The sequence below is a fragment of the Flavobacterium sp. TSSA_36 genome (assembly GCF_051547165.1).
In the GTDB taxonomy this organism is placed as follows: Bacteria; Bacteroidota; Bacteroidia; order Flavobacteriales; family Flavobacteriaceae; genus Flavobacterium.
The window spans coordinates 93082-118887 of the sequence record NZ_JBPTTP010000006.1; the positions used below are offsets into that span (position 1 = coordinate 93082).

Genomic DNA, 25806 nt, shown 5'->3' on the forward strand with positions numbered 1-25806 from the left:
TTTATGGTTATTGCTTATTATTTGCAATCATAAAACATGGGTTGTTCAAATAGTTCTAAAATAGACAGACTATTGCTTTCTGGCTCGCTGTTTTCAAGTGCAACTAATCTTTTTGCAAAATCAGTACAAGAATTAAAAAAGAAATTTATTTTACCAAAAATATCATTACGTTGAGAAATAGATTTGTTAGATAACGCATTATCAAACTTATGTTCTTCAACGATAGTGTTGTTTTGGTCTAAAATGTAAAAATGATAGGATTTAATTTTACTTGATTCGGATAGATCTTCCACCTTAAAAACTAGCGAATGAATACTATTTTCACATAAAACAAAAAATCCTTGATAACCGTTAGCTCGACCAAAATTTATTGTTACAAACTTTAAATTTTTAATGACAACATATTTAAATTCACTAAATTTTAATTTGACCTCTTTAGCAATAGCACTTTCTTTATAAATTATAAATTCATTAGCTTGGTCTAATCTGAAAAAAGCAGGGTGAATTAAAACTTTCTCTCCATTGTTTTTCAGTACATAATTACCAGAATCATTATTAGAAAAAACACTTGTTAAAGTAAAAAACATAATAAATAGTAAAAAATACCTCATTTGGATTGAAAAATTTAATTTTTTCAAATGTAATTGCAATGTTTTTCTAATGTGTTAAAAAAACATTAAGCAAAAATTATTAAAAAAAATCCTAAATGTAACTACTCTGATACGTTCAATCGATGCGGTACTTCTTGAGGATTATTCTCATCATATCATTGCTATCCGAAAGTCAAAAATAAAAAATGCCTGAGAACCCGATAGCGCGGATTTGCAATCCGTGCCCACAACGGCTATCACGCTGAAATAATAGAAACCAATTGGTTAATAAAACAAAAAGTGAATTATATCCACAACAATCCAGTAAAAGAGAAAGTAGTTAGCTCACCTGAAGATTACTATTTTAGTTCTGCTAGAAATTATGCGGGGTTGGACAATGATTTAGAGGTCGTAATGTTGGACTTATTTTAGATTGTTGATGCACTGTGTGGGCACGGATTGCAAATCCGCGATATCCAACCGAAGAAATTTATGCCATATCCGAGCGATCGGGCTCGCTACTAAAGCCTCAAATTTTATATTTGAGGCTTTTTTTATCTCATAGTTAAGGGTGTCCTACTCTATTTAAACCAAAAACAAAGTTTTCAGAAAATATAAAATTGTATTACTACTGCACTCTGAATCATTTAATTCTTATATTTGGGGCATACAAATAGTATTTAACCCCTCTTAATCAGATTACAATGAAAAAAATAGCCACTATTTTAGCTTTTTCATTCTTTGCTTTATCGATTCAAGCACAAGAAGCTCCAGCTAAAGAGAAAACAAAGAAAGAAGCAACAACTACAAAAAAAGAAGCAACTAAAACAAAGTCCGAATGCAAAGCAGAAGGAAAAAAATGTTGCTCTTCTAAAAAATCAAAATAAAAAAATGCCTCAATCGAGGCATTTTTTTTATAGTTTACTTAAATCTAGCACTTATTATTTTACTCTAACGCTCCACTCAAAATCCATCTCAGAAACCTGAATTCCCTTTTCATCGGTTCCAATAGATTTCATCCAAAAGGTTTGTCCCTCCCCTGTAGCAATAGTCTGTTGTATTGCTTCTTCTATCAAATGCCCATCATTACAGATAAATGTAATTCTTCCGGTGGCTTTTTTGGTAAAACTCCCTTTATTGTTAGCCACTAACATAGATATTTTTCTACCGCTTTTTTGAATTTGATACATTACTAAAGCCCCTGTAGACAACTCTGCAGCCATAGCTTGAACAGCAAAGTACATAGAATTAAACGGATTTTGATTGATCCAGCGGTGCTTTACACTCACTACACATTGTTTTTCATTAATAACCTTTACTCTTACTCCGCACAAAAAAGCAGAAGGCAATTTGAATAATAAGAATTTATTCAATTTTGATACATTTATTTCCATTATTGGTTAGTTTTTGGGTAAAAATACAAAAAAATACTATGCATACATATAAAAATAAAACTTACGCCTCATTCAAAACGCTTTAAAGTTATAACAGCTCTAAACAACTGTAAAACAACGCAAAACATATAGCACGCAAAAGATTAAAACACATCAAAATTGTTAATATTGTGTTAACATTTACTACTATGCGATACAAGATACTTTCTTTTAGATATATATTTGCATAAGAAATTACTATATACTTTAAATCATGGAAACAGCATCAGAAAAAAACATTGCAACATTTACTCACCTGAGTACATTGAGCCAGTATATAATTCCTTTTGGAAATTATATATTCCCTATCTTGATTTGGACTTCAAAAAAAGATCAATCAGAATTTGTAGACCATCACGGAAAACAAGCTATTAATTTTCAATTGAGTATCCTTATTTACTCTTTGGTTATGGCAGCCATTGCGTTACCGATATTAATTTTTACTGTTTTTAACAATATGACCTTTGATGAATTCTATCATAATCAAGGATTAGTGATGAGAGATTTTAATTTTGAAAACCACATTGGACTTATTACAGTTGGAATCATCGCTGCTCTTGCTTTTGTTGGATTCAAAATAGCAGAATTCTTCTTAATAATTATTGCAGCTGTAAAAACATCAAATGGAGAAAAATACCAATATCCATTCACTATTCCCTTTATAAAGTAATCAATTATAAAGTAGTATGTAGTAGTCTAATCAACTCTATAAATCATCTCAACTATCACCTGTAATGGAAAGTAATCAAAAAACGAACAGTTCTAATCCAACAAAAAATCAAAACGAAAATTATGAACATTGAAAACACAAAAGCCCAGATGCGTAAAGGTGTTCTCGAGTTTTGCATCTTATCTGTATTAAAAGAAAAAGATGCCTATACTTCTGAAATATTAGACACTTTAAAAGACGCTAAATTGTTAGTCGTAGAGGGAACCATTTATCCTTTGTTAACTCGATTAAAAAATGACGGATTACTCAACTATCGCTGGGAGGAATCAACCTCAGGGCCACCACGAAAGTATTATGGTCTAACCGAAATAGGTCAAACCTTTTTAACTGAATTAAGCGGCACTTGGAATGAATTATCCGACGCTGTAAATCTAATAACCAACCAAAAACAATAGTCATGAACAAAACTGTAAATATAAACCTAGGCGGAATGTTCTTCCATATTGACGAAGATGCATACCAAAAATTAACTCGTTATTTTGAAGCTATAAGACGCTCATTATCTAAATCTTCTGGTCAAGAAGAAATCATAAAAGATATCGAAATGCGTGTTTCAGAATTGTTGAATGAAAAACAAAAAAGCGAAAAACACGTAGTAGGACTGAAAGATGTTGACGAAGTTATCGCAGTAATGGGACAACCCGAAGATTATATCATTGAAGAAGAAACCAATAATTCTCAAAAATTTAATGATTACAGCACTAGAGCTACCAAAAAATTGTACCGTGACAAAGAAAAAGGGATGATTGGTGGTGTAGCTACAGGTTTAGGACATTATTTTGGTATTGATGCCGTTTGGTTAAAAATCATGTTCTTAATCTTTGTTTTTGCTGGATTTGGCACTGGTATATTGGCTTATATCATTCTTTGGATTGTAACTCCTGAAGCCATCACTACTTCAGAGAAACTAGAAATGACGGGAGAACCCGTAACGATTTCGAATATTGAAAAAAAAGTCAGAGAGGAATTTGAAAACGTATCTGGCAAATTCAAAAATGCCGATTATGACAAAATGGGAAACCAAGTAAAATCGGGAGCCGAAAAAATTGGTAACTCCTTGGGCGATTTTATTATGACTGTTTTCAAGGTTTTTGCTAAAGTATTAGGGGTAATTTTAATTATGACTGGACTTTCCATACTTGTCTCATTATTCATTGGAGTCTTTACATTAGGTTCATCGGCTTTCGTGGATTTTCCTTGGCAAAATTTTATTGAGGCTGGTAATTTCTCTGATTATCCGGTTTGGAGTTTTGGATTACTCATGTTCTTTGCGGTGGGAATTCCGTTCTTTTTCTTGACCGTTTTAGGATTCAAATTATTGTCCCCTACCATTGGCTCAATAGGCGCTATTGCTAAATATAGCTTACTCGCTTTATGGTTAATATCGATTGCTATTTTAATTTCTATTGGTATAAAAACAGCCACGCAAGTCTCTCATGATGGAAAAACAGTTGAAAAACAAAATATTCCTTTGAGTACAAACGACACTTTATTCGTAAAATTCAGATACAATGATTATTACACCAAAGATATTGACGACCATACTGAGTTTGAATTTGTACAAGATGCTGCGAACAACAAATTGATCTATTCTAATAATGTAAGCTTACGAATTCTGTATACCGATGAAAAAGCACCTTACCTCCAAATTGAAAGGACTGCTAAAGGAAAATCGTTTCAAGAGGCTAAATTCAGAGCCGAAAAAATTCAATACACTATAAAAATTGAAGGGAATCATCTGTACTTAGACAATTATTTATTGACGGATGTGAAAAATAAATTCCGTGACCAAGAAGTAGAATTGTATTTATACTTACCAGAAGGCACTTTATTGAAACCAGACGCATCGGTGCAAAATTATGATCGTTCGGATGACAGCTTTTTTAATTTACACTACAGTTCAGACAATTACGTTTACAAAGTAAGCAATTCTCAAATAAAATGTTTAAATTGCCCAGAGGATGAAAATGAGTGGAATGATGTAGAAAACAACGACGAGACTGCCAATGTAACAATTAACGACGAAGGCATTTCGATTAAGAAAGATACTTTGATAAAATCAAACAACGATTTTAAAGAATTAAAGATTAGCAAAGACGGTATTATTATTAAAACCAAATAGTCATGGTAAAAATCATCACTTTAGTAACCAAATTCATAATTGCTACCTTAACCACTTTACTGTTTGCTTCCTGTAACTTGTCTACAAATTTCAATTCCATCACGGGAAGTGGCAAGGTTACTACCGAAAAAAGAATTGTAAATGGCGATTTTAAAAGTATTGAAGTAGGAAACGCTATAGATTTGGTCATAGAACAAGCCGATAAAATTGAAATCATAGTAGAAGCCGATGATAATTTGCAAAAGGAAATCACTACCAAAGTAGAAAACGGCAAGCTAATTATTGGTTGTAAATACAGTTCATTCATAAATATTACTTCCAAAAAAGTAATTGTTCGTGCTCCTATTATAGAAGGTATCGAAGCCAATAGTGCTTCGACTGTAAATAGCAGATTTACTCTTAAAGCTGCTGAATTTAAGATTGATGCATCGAGTGCGGCTTCTTTGGATTTGAACGTAGAATCTGAAAAAATAATTTGCGATTCTGGAAGCGGAAGTAGTATTGAATTGAAAGGTAAAGCAATTAACCTGCAAACCAATTCTTCAAGCGGAAGTTCGATCAATGCTGGCGAGTTGTTGGCAAACGACATCAAATCTGAGGCTTCATCAGGAAGTATTCAATCGCTACATCCGTTGGTGAGTCTTGATGCCGAAGCGTCGAGCGGAGGAAATATCTCCTACAAAAACAAACCGAAAAGACTTAAGAAAAGTGAAAGCTCTGGCGGTTCGATAAGCCAAGAATAGTTTTTAGTTGAAACAAAAAAAAGTCCTTCGCTGTGAAGGACTTTTTTTTGTAATACAAATTTCAGTATGTAACTAAATAAGAGACCATTGCTCCTCTTTAGCCCCGATCGCAGTGGAAATCCTTTGTTGCCGGGGTTCGGCAACAAAGATTGTAACGGAGAGCGGGACTTTGCTCACAAAAAAGCACTTTGATTACTGCTCCTAACAAAATTATTCTTTGGCAGCCAAATAACGTTCGGCATCCAATGCAGCCATACAACCTGTACCTGCAGCGGTAATGGCTTGGCGGTATACGTGATCGGCGGCGTCTCCTGCTACGAAAACTCCTGCTACATTCGTTTTTGAACTTCCCGGAACGTTTACGATATAACCCGTTTCGTCTAAAGTCAAGTAATCTTTGAAAATATCGGTGTTGGGTTTGTGACCAATGGCTACGAAAAATCCGGTAGCTGGAATATCATACACTTTATCGGTGGTTTTGTTTTTTACTTTGATAGCTGAAACCACTTGTTCATCTCCTAAAACTTCAACTGTATCGTGGTTTAAAAGGATTTCGATATTTTCGGTTTTGCGTACTCTTTCCTCCATAATTTTGGAAGCTCTGAATTTTTCGCTTCTAACCAACATGGTTACTTTTTTGCATAACTTAGATAAGTAGTGCGCTTCTTCGCAAGCAGAATCTCCTGCTCCAACGATTACTACTTCTTGATTTCTGTAGAAAAATCCATCGCAAACGGCACAAGCAGAAACGCCGCCACCCATTTTTAAATAATGTTGTTCTGAGGGTAATCCTAAATATTTTGCTGAAGCTCCGGTAGAAATAATTACGGTTTCGCAGTGCAATTCGATAGTGTCATTAATCCAAACTTTGTGGATACCACCAGTGAAATCAACTTTGGTAGCCCAACCATCGCGTATATCTGCACCAAAACGTTGTGCTTGTTGTTGCAACTGAATCATCATTTCTGGACCAGTCACACCGTCTACATAACCTGGGAAATTTTCTACTTCATTGGTTGTAGTCAACTGTCCTCCCGGTTGCATTCCTTGGTACAAAACTGGATTCATATTGGCTCTAGCAGCATATATGGCAGCTGTGTATCCCGCAGGACCTGAACCTATAATTAGGCATTTTATTTTTTCGATAGTATTTGACATGATGTTTTGAGTTTTTTAAAATACACGCAAAAATAGGATTTTAAAAAATAATAACTCACTTTGAAGTATTTGTTTTGATTATGGAGGAATAAAAAAAATCCCTTCTGAAACTCAGAAAGGATTTAGTCGGGGTGGCAGGATTCGAACCTGCGACCTCCTGCTCCCAAAGCAGGCGCGATAACCGGGCTACGCTACACCCCGTAACGCGGGTGCAAATATAAAATTGTTTTTTGGGTATCACAAGTATTATCACAAAAATTAAATTAAAAAAATAAAGTACGTCCATAAAATCACAAAAACCTTTGTTCCCAAGGAATTTCGAAGTAAACAAATTGATGCCAACAATTAGATTCAGAAAACATTCACAAATGTTAGAAAATAGATTTTCAATAACCATAAAAAATTGTATTTTTACCGCTCAAAATTTAAAAATAAAATGGGCAAAATCATTGCTATTGCTAATCAAAAAGGAGGAGTTGGAAAAACCACAACATCCGTAAATCTTGCAGCTTCCTTAGGAGTTTTAGAAAAAAAAGTATTATTAATTGATGCTGATCCTCAAGCCAATGCCACTTCTGGTTTAGGGATTGATGTTGAATCTGTAGAAATTGGTACCTATCAAATTTTGGAGCACAGCCATACACCAAGAGAGGCCGTATTACAATGTACCGCACCCAATGTTGATGTAATTCCAGCACACATTGACCTTGTCGCCATCGAAATTGAATTGGTTGACAAAGAAAACAGAGAATATATGCTTAAAAAAGCATTGGAAAGTGTAAAAGCTGATTACGACTACATTTTGATTGATTGTGCACCTTCTTTGGGACTTTTAACTTTGAACGCGCTTACTGCAGCAGATTCTGTTATCATTCCGATTCAATGTGAATACTTTGCCCTTGAAGGATTAGGCAAACTGTTAAACACTGTAAAAAGTATTCAAAAAATACACAACCCTGATTTGGATATTGAAGGATTACTACTCACCATGTATGATTCGAGATTACGTTTGTCAAATCAAGTATTAGAAGAAGTTCAAAAACACTTCAATGATATGGTTTTTGAAACGGTAATTCAACGCAATGTGAAATTGAGCGAAGCGCCAAGTTTTGGTGAAAGCATCATTAATTATGACGCTACTAGCAAAGGGGCTGTAAACTATATTCATTTAGCTCAAGAAATAATTAAGAAAAATAGCAAATAGGTTTTATGACAAAAGCAATAAAAAAACAAGCACTTGGCAGAGGTTTATCCGCATTATTAAAAGATCCTGAAAACGACATTAAATCGGTTGAGGATAAAAATGCTGACAAAGTTGTTGGTAATATTATTGAGCTTGAAATTGAGGCTATTGAAATAAATCCATTTCAACCTAGAACAAATTTCAACGAGGAATCGTTGCGAGAATTAGCCACTTCTATCAAGGAATTAGGCGTGATTCAGCCTATTACTGTTCGAAAATTAGATTTTAATAAATACCAGTTAATTTCGGGAGAACGTCGTTTACGTGCTTCAAAACTAGTTGGCCTTACGAGTGTTCCTGCTTATATTCGTATCGCTAATGATAACGAATCATTGGTCATGGCCTTGGTGGAAAACATTCAACGTCATGATTTAGACCCCATTGAGATTGCACTTTCGTACCAAAGATTGATGGATGAAATTCAATTAACTCAAGAGCAAATGAGTGAAAGAGTAGGAAAAAAGCGTTCTACTATCGCTAACTATTTGCGCTTATTAAAACTAGACCCTATCATTCAAACGGGTATTAGAGATGGTTTTATTAGCATGGGACACGGACGAGCTATCATAAACGTTGAAGATTTAGATGTTCAAGCTCAGATGTATCAAAAAATTGTGAGTCAAAATCTATCCGTTCGTGAAACAGAAACTTTGGTGAAAAACTACCATGAAAGTTTACTGCCAAAACCAAACCTTCCTGGTAAATCAGCCGCTTTTCTAATAGATGAAGAGCAGCAAAATAACTTTAATTCTTATTTTGGAACCAAAGTTGATTTGAAAGTAGACCCTAAAGGGAAGGGAAAAATCACCATTCCTTTTCATTCTCAAGAAGATTTAAACCGAATTATGAAATTAATAAAAGGGTAGTGAATAAATTGCTTTCCATATGCATCATTACACTTATACTTCTAAATCATACTGCTTTTGCTCAAAATAAAAAAGCTGATGTACTAGCAGTAAAAGAATCCGTTGCACCACTTGATATTGACCCTCTAACTCCGGCTAAGGCGGCTTTTTATTCTGCCATTTTACCTGGATTGGGACAAGCCTACAACAAAAAATATTGGAAAATCCCATTAGTTTATGCGGGAATAGGCACGAGTTTGTATTTTTATATTGACAATAATAGAAAATACAATCAATATCGTGATGCTTACAAAAGAAGATTAGAAGGCTTTACCGATGATCGATTTTCTTTTTTAGACAACAGCAGGCTTGTTGCGGGGCAGAAATTCTACCAACGTAATCGTGATTTATCAGCTTTGGTAACCGTTGGATTTTATGTGTTGAATATTATCGATGCCAATGTAGATGCTGCAATCATCCAGTTTAATGTCAATGAAAATCTTTCATTAAAACCGGAAATTTATCCCAACGATGTAACGTTTCGTCCTAATGTGGGACTAACTTTTAATTATACTTTTTAAAAAAGGACTTATTTTAAATCAAAGAAAATGAAAATTGCGCTTTTAGGATACGGAAAAATGGGACAAGTGATTGAAAGAATCGCTTTGGAAAGAGGCCATGAAGTGGTTTTGAAAAAAGACGAATTCAATACTTATGATGGATTAGAAACTGCAGATGTTGCCATTGATTTTAGTGTTCCTGCAGCAGCAGTAGCTAATATTTCTGCTAGTTTCCACAATAATGTTCCTGTCGTTTCTGGTACAACAGGTTGGTTAGCACATTATGACGAAATGATTGCCCTTTGTCAAGAAAAAAATGGGGGCTTTATCTCAAGTTCTAATTTTAGTTTAGGCGTCAATCTTTTCTTTGAATTGAACTCCTATTTGTCCAAAATCATGGCTCCTTACGATTCGTATAAGGTAGCTATGGAAGAAATTCACCATATCCATAAATTAGATGCTCCTAGTGGAACGGCAATCACTTTGGCCGAGGGAGTAATAGAACACAGCAAGTATACCCAATGGACTTTGGAAAATCCGACGGAAAATGAGATTCAAATTGAAGCTATCAGACAAGGCGAAGTACCAGGGACACATACCGTAACCTACACTTCCCCGATTGATGCCATCGAAATCAAACACACGGCTCACAATAGAGAAGGATTTGCATTAGGTGCTGTTATTGCTGCCGAATGGTTAGCAGGAAAAAAAGGGGTTTTCACCATGAAAGACGTTTTAAATTTTAATAATTAGAGCACTACGTAGCTTTTAAAATACCGTTTGTATGACACTATATTCTTGGTTTGTATTCTTTTTAGTTATTCAACTCATTCATTTTTTAGGCACTTGGAAAATGTATGAAAGTGCCGGCAGAAAACGCTGGGTTGCCGCTGTTCCTATTTATAATGCCATTGTTTTGATGAAAATCATTGGCAGACCTACTTGGTGGACGGTTTTATTGTTCATTCCAGTAATCAACTTGATTATGTTCCCGGTTATTTGGGTAGAAACCCTTCGCAGCTTTGGAAGACGTACTACACTAGATACTGTTTTGGTGATCGCCACTTTTGGCTTTTATTTGTATTATATCAATTATACTCAGCCATTAAATCATGTAACTGATAGAAAATTAAGCCCTGATCACAAAGCTGCTGATACGGTTAGTTCTTTACTTTTTGCTGTAATCGTGGCAACGGTAGTGCATACTTACTTTATCCAACCTTTTACAATTCCTACTTCCTCTTTAGAAAAATCATTGTTAATTGGTGACTTTTTATTTGTGAGCAAAGTAAATTATGGCGCTAGGGTACCTATGACCACTGTTGCGCTGCCTATGGTGCACGATACGATCCCACTTACCAAACAAAAATCGTATCAAAAATGGCCTCAATTGCCTTATTTCCGATTGCCATCTATTGAAGATATTAAGAGAAATGACATTGTGGTGTTCAACTGGCCTGTGGATACCGTTTATAAATTCAGAGATAAATCTGGTTTACGCGTGGATAAACCTATCGATAAAAAATCAAATTATGTAAAACGTTGTGTGGGTTTACCCGGCGATAATTTATCGATAAAAGATGGAGTAGTTTATATTGACGGAAAAGCACTTGTTTTACCAGAAAGAGCTAGACCGCAATACTCTTACAAATTGGCTTTAGATGGTAAAACACCCATTGATTTTGAATCTTTGTTTAAAGAATTGGATATCACGGATCCTGCGGGATTCATGGACAATGAAAGACGTGATACTTTATATATTAGCGCCTTAACAAAAGAGGCAGCAGCACGTTTCAAACAGGTAGCCGGCATAACTGCTGTTACAAGAATTGTCTCTAAAGAAGCAGAAAAAAGTGTTTTTCCTCATACCCAAAACTGGAATCAAGATAATTACGGACCAATTTATATTCCACAAAAAGGGAAGACGGTTGCTTTAAACTTACAGACGCTTCCTTTTTACAAAACTCTTATTACTGATTACGAAAATAGAGAATTGAAAGTAAACGGCACTGAAATCAGAATTGATGGAAAAGTGGAGACTAGCTATACTTTTGGTCAAAATTATTACTGGATGATGGGTGACAACCGTCACAACTCTGAAGACAGTCGTTATTGGGGATTTGTGCCTGAAAACCATATTGTAGGAAAGCCTGTTTTTATATGGATGAGCTGGGATACAAACGGAAAAGGACTCAACAAAATCCGTTGGGATCGCTTGTTTACGACGGTGAACGGTGAAGGACAGCCTCAATCGTATTTTAAATATTTTTTAATCGCGCTAATTGCTTTTTTTATTGGAGAGTATTTCTGGAAAAAAAGAAAAGCGAAAACCGAACTTTAAATTCAAATTGTAAGTATATCCAAAAGTCATATTCTCCTTATCGGATGATATGACTTTTGCCTTTTAAATCAAATGTTATGAATACACTGCTACATCCTTCCTACTTTCCATCGATTAGCCAAATGGCAACGATTATCCAATCGGATGCTGTGACCTTTGAAGTGGAGGATAATTTTCAAAAACAAACGAATAGAAACCGTACTTATATTTATAGTCCCAATGGGATTCAGTTGTTGAATATCCCTGTAAAACATTCTAATAAAGGCCATCAGAAAACAAAAGACATTGTGATTGAAAATGATTTTGATTGGCAAAAACAGCACTTTAAATCGCTAGAGGCGGGGTATAGAAGTTCGCCTTTCTTTGAGTTTTTTGAGGATGATTTTCGGCCTTTTTTTGAAAAAAAGCACACGTATTTGATGGAATTGAATTTTGAAACCTTGGCTTTGATTGAAAAGTGCCTTCGTTTACCGATTTCTTTTACTAAAACAGAGGAATATTTTCACGAAGTTGGCGCGGATGTTTTGGATTGTAGAACGCTGATTAATGGCAAAAAAGATCCCAACCTATTTGAAAGCTACTCCCAAGTTTTTGATGACAAACATGGTTTTATCAACAATTTAAGCGTGTTGGATTTAATCTTTAATGAAGGAAAATTTGCGTTGGAGTATTTAAAAACTCAAAAGGTGGTGTTGTAATTTTAGCAAAAAAGCCAATTGTTTGATTTTAGCCCTGATCGAAGCGGCATCCTTTTGTGTAGCGGTAGCGGAACAAAAGATATAGCGTAGAGCAGGAATCCATGTTTACTGAAAAGGCCTTTTGTTTCGCTCCTGAAAAAAAATTAAAAACTCAATTTGGCCATGATGGGATAATGATCTGAGTTTTGAAATTCTGGAAAACTTTGAAATTCTTTGACTTCCATTTGATCATCGGCGAAAATGTAGTCAATTCTTGCTGGGTAATAACGAAAAGTGTAGGTTTGCCCGAATCCTTTTCCGGCTTCTTCAAAAGTGTCACGTAGTTTGCCTTTTACATTGCGATACACGTAGGAAAAGGCGCTGTTGTTTAAATCACCACAGATGATTACGGGGTATTTTGTTTCTTTTTTATGAGCTATAAAAATGGCGGCTTGTTCTTGTTGTTGTTTGAAAGCTTTGCTAATACGATTCAATAATTTTTGGGATTTTTGTTGATTGATTACTTCGATGTTTTCTGAAATTTCATGTACGTCGGGTGAGATTTTGATGGATTGAAAATGGATGTTGTACACTCGAATAATATCTTTTCCGCGTTTGATGTCGGCAAAAATGGCATTATTGTTTGAATTTGGAAAAACAATATTCCCTTGATTGATGATTGGAAATTTGGAAAAAATGGCTTGTCCGGTGCGGATTTTGTCCCCTTCTATAAAAATATAACGATGTGGGTAGACTTTTAAATCGATGTTTCCATGATTTGAATATTCTTGAATACAAAGAATATCAGGGTTGTTTTGATTGATAAAAGCTAGTATTTCTTGTGGAATATCTTCTCTGTCTATCCATTTAAAGACATTGAATAGCCGAACATTGTAACTCATGATTTTGAAATCTTTGGGAGAATCTTGGTAAGGCTTGGTGGTGAATTTGTAAAATTTATTGATAAAAGTAATTCCCATTAGTAAAACTAAGCCGGATAATATCATTCTTTTTTTGAATTGAAGCGCCCAATAGATAAAAAACAATCCGTTGAGTACAAAAAACACGGGCATAAACAAGGTGAATACTGCTAATAACGGAAAGACTTTGGGGGATAAAAAAGGAAACAAATAGGCCGTAAACGTGAACACAGTCAGTACTATGTTCAAGAAAAACATTATTTTATTAAACCAAGAAAGGTTTTTCATTTTGTGTTTTTTGTTTAGGGTTTTGTATTTTTTGTCGATAGCGATAATTATTGCGAATAGGGTGAAATTACTATATTTAACTAAATACGCCAACGATAACGCTTTTTTTTGCTATTTACCTGCTTTGAATAAAAATTCTTTTTCTTCGCTAGTTAAACAATCATAACCGGATTGACTGATTTTATCTAAAATCTCATCGATTTGCTGTTGTGTTTTGTCTTTGGTTATAATTTTGGAGGTCGTTCTAGGTGCTTCTTTTTTATGGTAATTGACATGTACTTTTTTGAAGGGTGTTTTGTTTTTTTTTTGAAACAATTGGGTAATAAAATCAATACTTCCTGTTACTAATTTACTTAAATCATAGCCATTGACCAACAATTTTATAAATAAGAATCCAAAAAAGGCTCCCGCAAAATGAGAGATATGTCCCCCCATATTTTCTATACGAAATTGAAGTACATCAAGCAATAAAACAAAAGCGGTTATGTACCACAACTTTACTCGGCCAAAAAGGAGCAATTGTACTTCCATTAGAGGTTGATAAGTTGTAGTGGCTACCAATATTGCATAAATTGCTGCAGAAGCCCCTACAATTAACGAATTGTATTGCATAAAATAATAAGACAACACAAAGACAATCCCTGAAAATAGCGCACTTAAAACATACAATCCTACGAACTGTTTGGTTGTAAAAAACGTCAAAAACATCTGACTGCAAAAGTGTAAAACGATCATATTGAAGAACAAATGACCTATCCCGTCGTGAAAAAACGCATAGGATATATATGTCCAAGGCGAGCGTAAAGAAACCAAAGGATCTGATGACAATGCAATCCAATCAGGAAATGCAAATTGACCTAATTTAAATTGGTAAAAAAGCGGTATAGAGATTAAAAATATCCCCACATTCCAGAAAATGAAGTGCAACGCAACATTCCCCAAACGGTAACGCGACTTTAAATCATCGAATATATTCATAGTAATTATGATGCATTAATAATCCAAAAAGTAACAAAGCTATAAAAAAGAAATTTCTTTTAATTCCAACGATTGTTGTTGAATTGATTTTTTTTCCAATACCACATCATTATAAACCCTAATAATGCTCCGCCAAGGTGAGCAAAATGTGCAATTCCTGAAGAACCACCAAAGATAGAGCCGCCAGAAACACCCGAGTACAAATCAATTAATAGTAAACCTGGAACGAAATATTTGGCTTTGATAGGAACAGGAATAAACAATAATGCCAATTCAGCATTTGGAAACATAAACGCAAAAGCCACCAACAGTCCATAAATTGCTCCGGAAGCTCCTACCATTGTACCCATGTAAGCGCCTATGAATTCTCTGAATTCCGTTACTGTTAATAATTCTTGCCAACGAGTATCCATTTTGCCTTCACTTAAAACCTGTAGAATTTCAGCTTTAGAAAAACCACTAGACACTAAGGTTTGCAACCCATTTTGGAAAAAATAATAATTTACAGCCGTATGCAATAATGCCGCTCCTAATCCGCAAGAGATGTAAAAAAACAAAAACTTTTTACCGCCCCAAAAATGTTCAAGAGCAGAGCCAAACGAATACAAAGCAAACATATTGAACAAGATATGCATGATATTGGGCAAAGGAGCATGCATAAACATATGCGTAAAAATTTGCCACACCTGAAAATCAGGATTCTCAAAATAATACATAGACAATAAGTGATAGGCGGGTTCGCCCACAATCATAGAGCCAATATAAAACAGCACATTAATAATCAATAATTGCTTAACGGTTGGGGTGATATTCATCATACAGCAAATTTTTTATCTAAATCTTCCACACGCATAGTAATGAAAGTAGGTTTATTAAAAGGAGAAACATTGGGTTCTTTACAAGCAAAAAGTCCGTTCACTACGTTTTCTTGTTCTTTTTCGGCTAAAAAAGTACCGGTTTTAACGGCTAAACTCTTGGCCATAGATTTGGCAATTGTATCGCTTTGACTAAAACTGTTTTCTGGAATCCCGTCTTGCAAATCAGCTAATAATTGTTCGATTACTAAGGCTACTTCGCTTTCCGTTATGGTCACAGGAATCCCCGAAATCACCACATGATCTGTGGCAGAGGTGTCAAAAACAAAACCTGTCGCCTGTAATGTACTTTGCAATTCTGTGATTAATACCATCTCATCTGTTGAAAAAAACAAATTCAACGGAAACAACAATTGCTGACTAGCTGCTTGATGCATGGTCATATTGGTCAAAAATTGCTCGTACAAAATTCGTTGGTGTGCACGTTGTTGATCTACAATAAGCATACCTGATTTTATTGGCGAAACGATATATTTTTTATGTATTTGATAGGTTTTTTGAACCGTTTGTTCTACTTCATTCTCTGAAAATAAGGAAGAAGAAATCGCTTCTGTTTCAAAAGCCCTACTGGAAAACGGCTCGGGTTCAGGTTCAAAATCTTGCTTCAAGCCTACATATAAACTTTCCCAACTTGTGGAAGCTTCTGGTTTTTTATAACTAGAATAGGATTTTTGAGGTGTTGGCGACGATGCTGCAAAAGGATTAAAATTGCCATTTACTTCAATGGTGGGGACAGCCCCTTCTAAATCCTTATAGTGGTAAGGTGTGTCTAGATTAGCATCGCGTTCAAAATCTAAAACAGGAGCCACGTTAAATTGTCCTAAACTGTGTTTGACAGAAGCTCTAAGAATAGCATACAAGGCATGTTCATCATCAAATTTAATTTCTGTTTTGGTAGGATGAATGTTGATGTCAATTGTATTAGGTTCCACCGTGAGATACAAAAAGTAACTGGGTTGTAATCCATCTTTCAAAATGCCGTCAAAAGCAGCTAAAACTGCATGATGCAAATAACCACTTTTTATGAATCGGTCATTGACAAAGAAGAATTGCTCTCCTCTGCTCTTTTTAGCAAATTCAGGTTTACTCACAAACCCTTGAATGCTCACTATTTCTGTTTCTTCGTTTACAGGAACTAGTTTTTCATTGGTTTTACCTGCAAAAATACCTACAATTCGCTGACGCAAAGTAGCTGGAGGCAAATTGAACATTTCATTTCCGTTATGATAAAAAGTAAAATGAATTTTGGGATGTGCCATAACGACTCTTTGAAATTCATCCACAATATGACGAAACTCTACTGTATCTGATTTTAAAAAATTACGCCGAGCAGGAATATTAAAGAAAAGATTTTTTACGGCAAACGAGGTTCCTTTAGGCAAAACAGCGACTTCTTGGGAAACAAATTTACTTCCTTCAATGATGATATGAGTTCCTAATTCTTCCTGATCTTGTTTGGTTTTCATTTCAACATGTGCAATGGCAGCTATAGAAGCCAAAGCTTCTCCACGAAAGCCTTTGGTGTTTAATGAAAACAAATCTTCGGCCAAACGAATTTTGGATGTAGCGTGGCGTTCAAAACACAAACGCGCATCTGTCACGCTCATACCAACGCCATTATCTATAACTTGTACCAGCGATTTTCCGGCATCTTTTATAATCAATTTAATATCGGTGGCTTTGGCATCTACGGCATTTTCTAGTAGTTCTTTTACTACAGATGCAGGTCTTTGTACTACTTCTCCAGCGGCAATTTGGTTAGCGACGTGATCCGGAAGCAATTGAATAATACTCGACATTAAAAAAAATAAGATTTAGAGGTTACGAATTTCTGATTTGGATTTAAAATACAAAACCAAGGAGGACAAATTTAAGCAAAAACTATTGGGTTTTACTAGCGTCGTACTCATAAAAAAAAACAAAAAACCTATACTTGAAAAATCGAAGTATAGGCTGTATTATTGAGAAACTATTACGCTATTCTTCGAGTTGTAATGGCTTGTCTTCAAGTTGTAAAGCTCCTGCTTGTAATAAATTTTGATGCTGAAATTGGTGTGTAAGTGTGGCTTGATGACGAATATAGGCCATTTTTATGGCTGCAATGGCGGCTTCCGTACCTTTATTACCGTGAATACCGCCACTTCTATCAATAGATTGTTGCATGGTATTATCTGTTAAGACGCAAAATATCACGGGGATATCGGTTTGTACATTGAGATCTTTGATACCTTGGGTAACACCTTCGCATACAAAATCGAAATGCTTGGTTTGTCCTTGAATAACACAGCCAATTACGATTACGGCATCTACATTTTGAGTTTGCAGCATTTTTTTGGCTCCATAAATTAGTTCGAAACTACCGGGTACATTCCAACGAATAATGTGTTGTGCGGGTACTTGATTTTCTACAAGTGCCTGTAAAGCGCCATTGTATAATCCTTCGGTGATGGTTTCATTCCATTCGGCTACTACAATTCCGAAACGGAAATTTCTAGCATCAGGAACTTCATTTTTGTTATAATCTGATAAGTTTTTGTTTTCGGTTGCCATGGTATTCTTTCATTTTAATTAAACGTGCTGTGGTACAATGTTGCTTTGTCAGGATGTTTACAAAAAAGGACTTTTGCTACTCTCTAGCCCCGATTGTAGTGAAAATCCTTATGGCCCGGGGTTCGGGGCATAAGATTGTAACGAAAAGCGGGACGATGATGGCATAAAAGCCTTATTTTGCTGCTCCTGAAAAAGCGGTATAAATATAGGTATAAAAAAAGAGGTTAGAAATGAAAGTATTCAAAATTGATTTCGAATGCTTTGTTTTCTAACCTCTGAATTATTTTTGAAATTAGGGCTTTGTTACTGCGCTAATCCGATTAGTCCATCTACTGATGCGGCTTCTGGTGAGGCATCGTAATTGTCTTTGATGTCAGTAAAATATTTCAAAGCTTCTTCTTTTTTACCAAGACTCAAAGCTGTTTTTCCTGCTTTCATTAAAAAACGAGGTGTAGTAAAATCGTTTTTATTACTTTCGGCGGCTTTTACATAAAAATCAAGCGCTTCTTGTGCTTTGTTTGTTTGTGCATAAGCGTCTCCGATAGCACCTTTGGCTAAGGCGCTTAGGATAGCATCTTTAGAACTGAATTTTTCTAAATAAGTGATCGCTTCAGTGTATTTCCCTGTGTTTAGGTAAGCAATTCCTGCGTAGTAATTCGCTAAATTTCCGGCATCTGTTCCTGAATATTCGTCAGCGATTTTAACAAATCCGAATTTTCCTTCAGAACCGTTTAGGGCTAATTTGTAGAGAGAATCACTCGCTACACCATCGGTTGCTTTTTGGAAATTTTGTTGTGCTACAAACATTTCATTGGCTGCTTCTTCTTCTTTTGGAGTAGCAATAAATTTCTGATAGGCTAAATAACCAACGGTTACTAAAGCAATACCTGCCACAAAACCTATGATTATTTTTTGATTTTTGGCTACAAAATCTTCGGTTCTTGAAGCGGTTTCGTCTAGTTTAGAGAAAACCTCAGCGGTAGCGCTGTCTTTTTCATTAACTTGAACCTCTTCGATGGGTTCTTTAACTTCTTTTTCTTTTGGTGCTTTATATCCTCGTTTGCTGTAAGTAGCCATTTAAAATTAATTTAGTGAGTCGCAAAAATAAAATTTTTATTGAAACCCACACAAAAAAAATCAATTTTATATTCAGTTTACTTCTATTTATGGTTTCAATTGGTGAAAAGCACATAATATCAATTATATTAAATAAATTTGCCACTTGCAAAATAACTAGCTAATAATGCTTTTTTGCAAAAAAAAAACGAGATGCTGACACCATGTATTTAAAAAAAATTTCTCTTTTCAATTATAAAAATTTTGCCGAAGCTGAATTTGAATTTGACCATAAAATCAACTGTTTTGTTGGCAAAAACGGAATTGGGAAAACGAATGTTCTGGATGCCATTTATCATTTGGCTTACGGTAAAAGTTATTTTAATCCGTTAGCTATTCAAAACATTAAACACGGTGAAGATTTTTTTGTAATTGATGCTTTGTTTGAAAAAAATAAACGCAATGAGCAAATTGTTTGTAGCATTAAAAAAGGGCAAAAGAAGCTTTTAAAAAGAAATGGCAAGGCTTATGACAAATTTTCTGATCATATTGGACTCATTCCTCTAGTGATTATTTCGCCTGCTGATAGGGATCTAATAAGTGAGGGAAGCGAAACACGAAGAAAATTTATGGATAGTGTGATTTCACAACTTGACCCTATTTACCTTCAACAGCTCATTCAGTATCAGAAAATCCTCAATCAACGGAACGCTTTGTTGAAATATTTCGCTTTGAATCATGTTTTTGACCACGATACGTTATCAATTTACAACGAACAATTGGATGGCTTCGCCGATACTATTTTTGAAAAACGGAAAGCATTTGTTTCAATTTTTATTGCTATATTTAACAAACATCATAAAGCCATTACTGGAAACGCCGAGGAGGTGCAACTAGTATACGAGAGTCATCTTTATGAAAACTCGCTCTTAAACTTATTAAATGGAAATTTAGGAAAAGATCGAGCCTTACAATACACCAGCGTCGGCATCCATAAAGACGATTTATCGTTTGAAATCGATTCGTTTCCTATCAAAAAATTTGGTTCACAAGGCCAACAAAAATCATTTTTGATTGCGCTAAAACTGGCTCAATTTGATTTCCTAAAACAACAAAGTGGCGTAAAACCAATATTGCTTTTTGATGATATTTTTGATAAATTAGATGAATTTCGCGTATCCAAAATTATTGAAATGGTCAAAGATGACTCGTTTGGGCAACTCTTTATTTCAGACACACATCCGGAACGAACTGAGGCTATCATTCAATCAACGCATCAAAGTTATACCGTTTTTAAACTATAATTCATTGCCATATGAATACTCTAACGATAAAAAAAACAGGCTTACTATTGCTTTTTGTTTGTACGCTTTTAGCGCAATTTTTTGTCTACAAAATATGGCGTTCTGATACTTATTTGCAAAATAATATTAACCAAAATGCCGCTTCTTTTTTAAAACCAAATCAATCTTTAGTGTTATCCAACTTGGCTACCAAAAATTATCTTGAGGCAGGAAATCATTTTAATGAATATATACAAAATCATAATCCAATTTATTTGAAAAAATACCAGCTATCTCTTGATAGTATGGCCGTATATCTTGATAGTTTAAACTATTTAAGTAGTACTAACAGGGATTTTTTTGTCGTAATTAAAAACAAAAAACAAATAGAATTAGAAGTTATCACCCTAAAGAAAGCATTGGACCAACTCATTAATCAAAAAATTGATACCGACAAAAAAGGTCTTAACGCTACTCTATTCATTAAAAAATTCAATTACGAAAAAATATTAAGTTCTATTACTTATGATACCATTAAAAAAATAACAGAAACTAAGAAAAAATCACTTTTTGGAAGAATTGGAAATGCACTAAAAGGAAAATCTGATGTTAACAAACAAGAAGTACAGTCGATTATAAAAATGGTCTTTAACAATCAGGAGAAGAGCGGCACCTTTGAAGACCAACTTCGAAATACATTTTTACTAACCGAAAAATATTACATAAACAATCTTGAAAGAATAAAACACACTTACAATTCCCTAAAAAACAAGGACCAAGAACTATTAAATATTAATAAAAAGATTCAAGATAAAAGTCAAAAACTTATTCTTGCCTATTCAAAATCGGCTCAAGAAGCAAGCCGAAAAAAATTCAACCAAGCAATTCAAGTCTACAGCATCGAAAATAGTCGGCACAAAAAAAGTATTTTCTATTTACTGATTTTAATGAGTGCCGCCACTGTTATTTTAATTTTGTACACTATTTACGCCTACCTAAACGAGAACAAATTAGCCAAAGCTAAGGCTACGGCCGAAAAAAATCTTGATATCAAAAATCAACTCATAGGAATGCTAAGCCACGAAATGAGAGCGCCTTTGAATATTATTGCTACTTTTTCAGAAAAACTTAAACTACAAAATCTTAATAGGGAATTGAAGCCTACTATTGATTCACTTCATTTTGCGGCCTCATCATTACAAAATACAGTAAATCAAATTTTAGATTTTCTAAAAAATGAACAATCAAAACTAAAACTGTATAATTCCAAAATAAATCTCTACCATGAAATCAAGTCGCTCTTAGAATCGTTGCAATCACTTTCAGAAGTTAAAAAGATTATCATAATTCCGAATATAAATTCATCAACCAATACAGAAGTATGGGCAGATCACGTGAAAATTCATCAGTTATTTTACAACATTATTATAAACGCTATCAAGTTTACCAATGAAGGAACCATAACTGTAACTGTTGATTTAACTAGACAACCTAATAAATACCGACTCGATGTTTCCATAATTGATACCGGCATTGGTATTCCGCAAGAGGACCTAAAAAAAGTTTTTAATCAATTTTATCAAAGTAAAAGTCACGAAAAACAAATGAGCTCCGGCGCAGGATTAGGACTCAATCTATGCAAAAACATTGTAGATCTTTATGATGGCAAAATCACTATTGATAGTATCCTAGATCAAGGAACCACGATATCATTCTATCTGCTACTTGACATTCCTACTGTAGATCAAGAAACTTTTGAACTCAAATTGACCCGTAAATTTAAAGATAAAAAAATAAAAACTGCGGTTATTGACGATGACCCTATCACCTTACAAATCATCCAAAAATTAATCACTTCCATAGGATTTGAGGTGTTTTTATTTGAAAGAGCTCCCGCTTTACAAGACTTTTTAAATAAAAACACTGTTGATGTAATCATTAGCGATATGCAAATTTTTGATTATACTGGAATTGAACTTTCCAAAGATATCAAAGCACTCAAAAATCAAAACAGCAGCAAACCCATTATTGCATTATCAGGCGACACCTATTTAGACAGCATTGAAGTCAAAGAAATAGGGTTTGACGATTTAATCATTAAGCCCATAAACAAGGAAGAATTTTATCAAAAACTGTACAACCTATTATAAAGATAATTGTACTTTTATCCCATAAAATTAGCCGTTATGAAATACTATTTCCCATTATTACTGTCTTTTATTTTGTTTATTAATTGTCAAGGACAACCTTCCCAAAACATACAACTACTAGAAGCTTCAGCTTTTGCAGAAAAAATACAAAATACACCTAACTCACAAATCCTTGACGTAAGAACGCCTCAAGAATTTGCGGGCGACCATATTGAAAATGCCAAAAATATAAACTGGCTCAATGCTGATTTTGCTACAAATGCTGCAACATTAGACAAAACAAAACCCGTATTTGTGTACTGCAAAGCAGGAAGCCGCAGTAATAAAGCCGCAGCAAAACTAGCAGAAATGGGATTTACAACCATTTATGACCTACAAGGTGGTATCCTAAAATGGGAAGCAGCTGGACTTTCAAAACCAAGTGACAAGCTTGTTGGCATCAACAAACAACAATTTGAAGCGCTTTTGAAGTCAGACAAAAAAGTACTAATCAATTTCTTCGCGCCTTGGTGTGCGCCTTGCAAAAAAATGGAACCGTACATTTTAAAAATGCAAAAAGAAAATAGCGACAAAGTTGTTATTGTTCGTTTGAACGCCGATGAAAACAAAACCATTATGAAAGAACTAAAAGTAGAAGAACTTCCAACCCTACTTTTATATGAAAACAAAAACCTAAAATGGAAAAGTAGCGGATTTGTAAGCGAAGAAGATTTGAAAAAACAAATACTATAACTATGGTTTCTGAAAGCACGATACAATTCTTGAAAGATTTAAAAACCAACAACAACAGAGAGTGGTTTTTAGACAATAAAAAACGATACGAAGCGGTAAAAAAAGAATACTACCAACTAACAGCTGATATATTGGATAGTATGAAAGCTTTGGATCCAGCCTTAGCACTTTTGGAAGTAAAAAACTGTGTATTCAGAATCAATCGTGATATTCGTTTTTCAAAAGACAAATCACCTTACAAGACCCATTTGGGCATTTGGCTTTCTACTGGCGCAAAAAATGTAGAAACGGCTGGATATTATTTACAAATCGATGCCGAAAATCCTTTTGTTGGTGGCGGAATGTACTGTCCTCAACCCGAACAAATTCAGAAAATCAGAAAAGAAATCAACTTTTTTTATGACGATTTAGTAGCCATAACTAGCGACAAAGATTTCGTGTCTAATTACAAAGCACTGAATCGTGACGAAAATTCAACGTTAAAAAATCCACCAAGAGGCTACGAAAAAGACAATCCTGCCCTAGAGTTTTTAAAGTTAAAAAGCTACACCGCCACAGAAAACTTTAGTCCTGAACTTTTGACGCACAAAGATTTCATTCCGTTAATGGTCCAAAAAATGATTGCTTTGCGACCGCTAAACGAATTCCTCAACAGAGCTTTAGAAATAGAATAACCTGTTTGCAACAGACAAAATACTACTCCCTATGGAAATCCTTGAAAATTTTTCATTAAAAAAATACAACACTTTTGGCATTGAAGCCAAAGCCAAACAATTCGTTGCCGTACACTCTACCGAAGAACTACAACAAGTGTTAGCACAGCATCCCAACGAAAAAAAATTCATTTTAGGAGGAGGCAGCAATATGCTGTTAACCCAAGATATTGACTCCTTGGTCATCCACATCGATTTGAAAGGAAAAAAGATAATCGATGCCAATGACGATTTCGTTTGGGTCGAAGCCCAAGCTGGCGAAAACTGGCACGACTTCGTACTTTGGACCATCGAGCAAGATTTTGGTGGACTAGAAAATATGTCGCTTATTCCGGGTAATGTGGGTACCACTCCGGTTCAAAACATTGGGGCTTATGGCACCGAAATCAAGGATACTTTTATTTCGTGTCACGCGATGCACATAGCCACTCAAGAAATCAAAAATTTCACCAATACCGATTGCCATTTTGGATACCGAGAAAGCATTTTCAAAAACGAAGTAAAAGGTCAATTCGTAATCACTAGCGTGATTTTCAAATTAACCAAGAGAAATCACCACATCAACATCTCTTACGGCGATATTACTGGAGAATTAGCCAAAAACAACATTACGCAACCCACGCTAAAAGACGTGAGCAATGCCGTAATTGCCATCCGACAAAGCAAATTACCCGACCCAAAAGAACTTGGCAACAGCGGTAGCTTCTTCAAAAACCCAATCCTTCCGAAAGCCGATTTCGAAAGCATCCATAAAAAATTTCCCGAAATGCGCTTTTTCGAGGTCTCTCCTACCGAGGTCAAAGTACCTGCGGGTTGGCTAATCGAGCAAGCGGGTTTCAAAGGCAAACGCTTTGGCGACGCCGGAATTCACAAAAATCAGGCGCTAGTGCTGGTCAATTATGGCAACGCAACAGGGCAAGAAATCGTGGCGGTCTCCAAAAACATCCAAGAAACTATTTTCAACACCTTTGGCATCCACATCGAGGCCGAAGTGAATATCATTTAGGAGCGAAACAATAGGCTTTTCAGGAAACAAGATTCCCGCTCTTCGTTACAATCTTTGTTGCCGAACCCCGGCAACAAAGGATTTCCACTACGATCGGGGCTAGCGAGCCACAAATGGCTTTTTTGTAAACATCCAAAACTCTCAAAAAATGTACACACCCGATATTTACCAATTAGAAAATCCCGATAGCATTCGCGCCTTTCTAAAAGAAAATGCTTTTGGTATATTAATCAATCAAACCAACGGAAAATTGTGGGCCACGCACATCCCAATGGAATTGGATTACAATAGCGAGGGTAAAGAAATTTTGCACGGTCATCTCTCCAAAGAAAACCCTCAAGGTATCGCTTTTGAAGACAATACCGAAGTTTTGGCCGTTTTTACGGGTCCGCACGCTTACATTTCGTCTTCTTGGTACGACCACGAAAACGTGCCCACTTGGAATTACACCGCCGTTCACGTATACGGCAAAATAAAAATCATTCACGGAGAAGCACTAATCAATTCTCTAACAAAATTGGTAGACAAATACGAACAAGCTTCAGCCTGTCCGGTAAGAGTTAGTGAACTATCCAAAGCTACGATGCGACAAGCCAAGGGCGTAATTGGCTTTGAAATTGAAATAACCCAAATTGAAGCGACACAAAAAATGTCTCAAAATCGCGATGACCACAATTACAAAAACATCATTCAAGAATTAGCAAAAACACAATCTCCTTCAGCTATTGCCGTTTCAGAAGAAATGAAAAAATTAAGAAAGTAAATCACCGTTTGTATGGATAGTTTGCAATTGATAAGTAACTTTGCAGCCAT

Annotated in this window: 26 protein-coding genes and 1 tRNA gene; 17 read left to right on the forward strand and 10 right to left on the reverse strand. The window is 35.1% G+C overall.

What is annotated here, in order from left to right; all coding sequences use genetic code 11:
* Window positions 1-17 precede the first annotated feature (17 nt).
* Window positions 18-638, reverse strand: a complete 621-nt coding sequence (locus ACSVH7_RS12165; RefSeq protein WP_438066967.1) for a hypothetical protein — start codon at window positions 636-638, stop codon at window positions 18-20.
* A gap of 656 nt (window positions 639-1294) precedes the next feature.
* On the opposite strand from ACSVH7_RS12165, the gene ACSVH7_RS12170 reads away from it, so the two are divergent.
* A complete protein-coding gene (locus tag ACSVH7_RS12170) occupies window positions 1295-1477 on the forward strand; it encodes a hypothetical protein (RefSeq protein ID WP_438066968.1) in 183 nt (60 codons plus the stop codon).
* A gap of 54 nt (window positions 1478-1531) precedes the next feature.
* Here ACSVH7_RS12170 and ACSVH7_RS12175 read toward each other — a convergent pair whose 3' ends face one another.
* On the reverse strand, window positions 1532-1984 hold the full coding sequence (locus tag ACSVH7_RS12175) for a DUF4442 domain-containing protein (RefSeq protein WP_438066969.1): 453 nt from the start codon (window positions 1982-1984) through the stop codon (window positions 1532-1534).
* A 253-nt stretch (window positions 1985-2237) separates the two neighbouring features.
* Between ACSVH7_RS12175 and ACSVH7_RS12180 the strand changes: the two genes are divergently transcribed.
* The 4 genes from ACSVH7_RS12180 to ACSVH7_RS12195 all read left to right on the forward strand — a co-directional run bounded on the left by ACSVH7_RS12180 (window position 2238) and on the right by ACSVH7_RS12195 (window position 5618).
* Entirely contained in the window at window positions 2238-2693 is a 456-nt protein-coding gene (locus ACSVH7_RS12180) for a DUF4870 domain-containing protein (RefSeq protein WP_438066970.1), read from the forward strand.
* 122 nt (window positions 2694-2815) lie between these two features.
* A complete protein-coding gene (locus ACSVH7_RS12185) occupies window positions 2816-3148 on the forward strand; it encodes a PadR family transcriptional regulator (RefSeq protein ID WP_438066971.1) in 333 nt (110 codons plus the stop codon).
* Window positions 3149-3150: 2 nt separating this feature from the next.
* Complete coding sequence (locus ACSVH7_RS12190; RefSeq protein WP_438066972.1) at window positions 3151-4875, forward strand: PspC domain-containing protein; 1725 nt, start codon at window positions 3151-3153, stop codon at window positions 4873-4875.
* A 2-nt stretch (window positions 4876-4877) separates the two neighbouring features.
* On the forward strand, window positions 4878-5618 hold the full coding sequence (locus ACSVH7_RS12195; RefSeq protein ID WP_438066973.1) for a head GIN domain-containing protein: 741 nt from the start codon (window positions 4878-4880) through the stop codon (window positions 5616-5618).
* 210 nt (window positions 5619-5828) lie between these two features.
* Here ACSVH7_RS12195 and trxB read toward each other — a convergent pair whose 3' ends face one another.
* Together trxB and ACSVH7_RS12205 are read right to left on the reverse strand one after the other, a co-directional pair.
* The gene (trxB, locus tag ACSVH7_RS12200; RefSeq protein ID WP_438066974.1) at window positions 5829-6776 is read right to left on the reverse strand and encodes a thioredoxin-disulfide reductase; all 948 of its coding nucleotides are present in this window, start codon (window positions 6774-6776) and stop codon (window positions 5829-5831) included.
* 126 nt (window positions 6777-6902) lie between these two features.
* Window positions 6903-6977 (reverse strand) — tRNA-Pro (locus tag ACSVH7_RS12205).
* 235 nt (window positions 6978-7212) lie between these two features.
* Here ACSVH7_RS12205 and ACSVH7_RS12210 point away from each other — a divergent pair.
* From ACSVH7_RS12210 to ACSVH7_RS12235, 6 genes are all read left to right on the forward strand, one after another.
* Complete coding sequence (locus ACSVH7_RS12210; protein WP_438066975.1) at window positions 7213-7980, forward strand: ParA family protein; 768 nt, start codon at window positions 7213-7215, stop codon at window positions 7978-7980.
* 5 nt (window positions 7981-7985) lie between these two features.
* Window positions 7986-8885: a ParB/RepB/Spo0J family partition protein gene (locus ACSVH7_RS12215; protein WP_438066976.1), complete on the forward strand. Its 900-nt coding sequence runs from the start codon at window positions 7986-7988 to the stop codon at window positions 8883-8885.
* Entirely contained in the window at window positions 8885-9445 is a 561-nt protein-coding gene (locus ACSVH7_RS12220; protein WP_438066977.1) for a DUF5683 domain-containing protein, read from the forward strand. The genes ACSVH7_RS12215 and ACSVH7_RS12220 overlap by 1 nt, the downstream gene beginning before the upstream one ends.
* Before the next feature lie 27 nt (window positions 9446-9472).
* A complete protein-coding gene (dapB, locus tag ACSVH7_RS12225) occupies window positions 9473-10177 on the forward strand; it encodes a 4-hydroxy-tetrahydrodipicolinate reductase (RefSeq protein WP_438066978.1) in 705 nt (234 codons plus the stop codon).
* 31 nt (window positions 10178-10208) lie between these two features.
* The gene (gene lepB / locus ACSVH7_RS12230; protein ID WP_438066979.1) at window positions 10209-11765 is read left to right on the forward strand and encodes a signal peptidase I; all 1557 of its coding nucleotides are present in this window, start codon (window positions 10209-10211) and stop codon (window positions 11763-11765) included.
* Window positions 11766-11842: 77 nt separating this feature from the next.
* Complete coding sequence (locus tag ACSVH7_RS12235) at window positions 11843-12463, forward strand: WbqC family protein (protein ID WP_438066980.1); 621 nt, start codon at window positions 11843-11845, stop codon at window positions 12461-12463.
* Window positions 12464-12606: 143 nt separating this feature from the next.
* Here ACSVH7_RS12235 and ACSVH7_RS12240 read toward each other — a convergent pair whose 3' ends face one another.
* The 6 genes from ACSVH7_RS12240 to ACSVH7_RS12265 form a co-directional block, all read right to left on the reverse strand.
* A complete protein-coding gene (locus tag ACSVH7_RS12240; RefSeq protein WP_438066981.1) occupies window positions 12607-13650 on the reverse strand; it encodes an endonuclease/exonuclease/phosphatase family protein in 1044 nt (347 codons plus the stop codon).
* Window positions 13651-13761: 111 nt separating this feature from the next.
* Window positions 13762-14628: a rhomboid family intramembrane serine protease gene (locus ACSVH7_RS12245; RefSeq protein ID WP_438066982.1), complete on the reverse strand. Its 867-nt coding sequence runs from the start codon at window positions 14626-14628 to the stop codon at window positions 13762-13764.
* A 59-nt stretch (window positions 14629-14687) separates the two neighbouring features.
* Window positions 14688-15446 carry a rhomboid family intramembrane serine protease gene (locus tag ACSVH7_RS12250; RefSeq protein WP_438066983.1) on the reverse strand — a complete coding sequence of 253 codons (759 nt, stop codon included), beginning with the start codon at window positions 15444-15446 and terminating at the stop codon, window positions 14688-14690.
* Window positions 15443-17302: a DNA mismatch repair endonuclease MutL gene (mutL, locus tag ACSVH7_RS12255; RefSeq protein ID WP_438066984.1), complete on the reverse strand. Its 1860-nt coding sequence runs from the start codon at window positions 17300-17302 to the stop codon at window positions 15443-15445. Before mutL ends, ACSVH7_RS12250 begins: the two co-directional genes overlap by 4 nt.
* A gap of 178 nt (window positions 17303-17480) precedes the next feature.
* Window positions 17481-18053, reverse strand: coding sequence for a 6,7-dimethyl-8-ribityllumazine synthase (ribH, locus tag ACSVH7_RS12260; protein WP_438066985.1), 573 nt, complete (start codon window positions 18051-18053; stop codon window positions 17481-17483).
* Window positions 18054-18356: 303 nt separating this feature from the next.
* On the reverse strand, window positions 18357-19130 hold the full coding sequence (locus tag ACSVH7_RS12265; protein ID WP_438066986.1) for a tetratricopeptide repeat protein: 774 nt from the start codon (window positions 19128-19130) through the stop codon (window positions 18357-18359).
* Window positions 19131-19333: 203 nt separating this feature from the next.
* Between ACSVH7_RS12265 and recF the strand changes: the two genes are divergently transcribed.
* From recF to ACSVH7_RS12295, 6 genes are all read left to right on the forward strand, one after another.
* Window positions 19334-20413 (forward strand): DNA replication/repair protein RecF, encoded by a 1080-nt coding sequence (gene recF, locus ACSVH7_RS12270; RefSeq protein WP_438066987.1) that lies wholly within the window; start codon window positions 19334-19336, stop codon window positions 20411-20413.
* An 11-nt stretch (window positions 20414-20424) separates the two neighbouring features.
* Complete coding sequence (locus ACSVH7_RS12275; protein ID WP_438066988.1) at window positions 20425-22542, forward strand: ATP-binding response regulator; 2118 nt, start codon at window positions 20425-20427, stop codon at window positions 22540-22542.
* A 36-nt stretch (window positions 22543-22578) separates the two neighbouring features.
* Window positions 22579-23274 (forward strand): thioredoxin domain-containing protein, encoded by a 696-nt coding sequence (locus tag ACSVH7_RS12280; protein ID WP_438066989.1) that lies wholly within the window; start codon window positions 22579-22581, stop codon window positions 23272-23274.
* Between the two features lie 2 nt (window positions 23275-23276).
* Window positions 23277-23948 (forward strand): DUF2461 domain-containing protein, encoded by a 672-nt coding sequence (locus ACSVH7_RS12285; protein ID WP_438066990.1) that lies wholly within the window; start codon window positions 23277-23279, stop codon window positions 23946-23948.
* 31 nt (window positions 23949-23979) lie between these two features.
* Window positions 23980-24993, forward strand: coding sequence for a UDP-N-acetylmuramate dehydrogenase (gene murB, locus ACSVH7_RS12290; protein ID WP_438066991.1), 1014 nt, complete (start codon window positions 23980-23982; stop codon window positions 24991-24993).
* A gap of 148 nt (window positions 24994-25141) precedes the next feature.
* Window positions 25142-25756 (forward strand): FMN-binding negative transcriptional regulator, encoded by a 615-nt coding sequence (locus ACSVH7_RS12295; RefSeq protein WP_438066992.1) that lies wholly within the window; start codon window positions 25142-25144, stop codon window positions 25754-25756.
* Window positions 25757-25806: the final 50 nt, after the last annotated feature.

Excerpts from the sequence above, each read along its gene's own strand:
- ACSVH7_RS12170 (WP_438066968.1), top strand. The coding sequence starts at position 1,295 with ATGAAAAAAATAGCCACTATTTTAGCTTTTTCATTCTTTGCTTTATCG.
- ribH (WP_438066985.1), bottom strand. The coding sequence starts at position 18,053 with ATGGCAACCGAAAACAAAAACTTATCAGATTATAACAAAAATGAAGTT.
- ACSVH7_RS12245 (WP_438066982.1), bottom strand. The coding sequence starts at position 14,628 with ATGAATATATTCGATGATTTAAAGTCGCGTTACCGTTTGGGGAATGTT.
- ACSVH7_RS12210 (WP_438066975.1), top strand. The coding sequence starts at position 7,213 with ATGGGCAAAATCATTGCTATTGCTAATCAAAAAGGAGGAGTTGGAAAA.
- trxB (WP_438066974.1), bottom strand. The coding sequence starts at position 6,776 with ATGTCAAATACTATCGAAAAAATAAAATGCCTAATTATAGGTTCAGGT.
- ACSVH7_RS12215 (WP_438066976.1), top strand. The coding sequence starts at position 7,986 with ATGACAAAAGCAATAAAAAAACAAGCACTTGGCAGAGGTTTATCCGCA.
- ACSVH7_RS12235 (WP_438066980.1), top strand. The coding sequence starts at position 11,843 with ATGAATACACTGCTACATCCTTCCTACTTTCCATCGATTAGCCAAATG.
- ACSVH7_RS12275 (WP_438066988.1), top strand. The coding sequence starts at position 20,425 with ATGAATACTCTAACGATAAAAAAAACAGGCTTACTATTGCTTTTTGTT.
- ACSVH7_RS12265 (WP_438066986.1), bottom strand. The coding sequence starts at position 19,130 with ATGGCTACTTACAGCAAACGAGGATATAAAGCACCAAAAGAAAAAGAA.
- ACSVH7_RS12295 (WP_438066992.1), top strand. The coding sequence starts at position 25,142 with ATGTACACACCCGATATTTACCAATTAGAAAATCCCGATAGCATTCGC.
- ACSVH7_RS12250 (WP_438066983.1), bottom strand. The coding sequence starts at position 15,446 with ATGATGAATATCACCCCAACCGTTAAGCAATTATTGATTATTAATGTG.
- ACSVH7_RS12180 (WP_438066970.1), top strand. The coding sequence starts at position 2,238 with ATGGAAACAGCATCAGAAAAAAACATTGCAACATTTACTCACCTGAGT.
- ACSVH7_RS12285 (WP_438066990.1), top strand. The coding sequence starts at position 23,277 with ATGGTTTCTGAAAGCACGATACAATTCTTGAAAGATTTAAAAACCAAC.
- ACSVH7_RS12175 (WP_438066969.1), bottom strand. The coding sequence starts at position 1,984 with ATGGAAATAAATGTATCAAAATTGAATAAATTCTTATTATTCAAATTG.
- dapB (WP_438066978.1), top strand. The coding sequence starts at position 9,473 with ATGAAAATTGCGCTTTTAGGATACGGAAAAATGGGACAAGTGATTGAA.
- ACSVH7_RS12240 (WP_438066981.1), bottom strand. The coding sequence starts at position 13,650 with ATGAAAAACCTTTCTTGGTTTAATAAAATAATGTTTTTCTTGAACATA.
- lepB (WP_438066979.1), top strand. The coding sequence starts at position 10,209 with ATGACACTATATTCTTGGTTTGTATTCTTTTTAGTTATTCAACTCATT.
- recF (WP_438066987.1), top strand. The coding sequence starts at position 19,334 with ATGTATTTAAAAAAAATTTCTCTTTTCAATTATAAAAATTTTGCCGAA.
- ACSVH7_RS12280 (WP_438066989.1), top strand. The coding sequence starts at position 22,579 with ATGAAATACTATTTCCCATTATTACTGTCTTTTATTTTGTTTATTAAT.
- ACSVH7_RS12190 (WP_438066972.1), top strand. The coding sequence starts at position 3,151 with ATGAACAAAACTGTAAATATAAACCTAGGCGGAATGTTCTTCCATATT.
- murB (WP_438066991.1), top strand. The coding sequence starts at position 23,980 with ATGGAAATCCTTGAAAATTTTTCATTAAAAAAATACAACACTTTTGGC.
- ACSVH7_RS12185 (WP_438066971.1), top strand. The coding sequence starts at position 2,816 with ATGAACATTGAAAACACAAAAGCCCAGATGCGTAAAGGTGTTCTCGAG.
- mutL (WP_438066984.1), bottom strand. The coding sequence starts at position 17,302 with ATGTCGAGTATTATTCAATTGCTTCCGGATCACGTCGCTAACCAAATT.
- ACSVH7_RS12195 (WP_438066973.1), top strand. The coding sequence starts at position 4,878 with ATGGTAAAAATCATCACTTTAGTAACCAAATTCATAATTGCTACCTTA.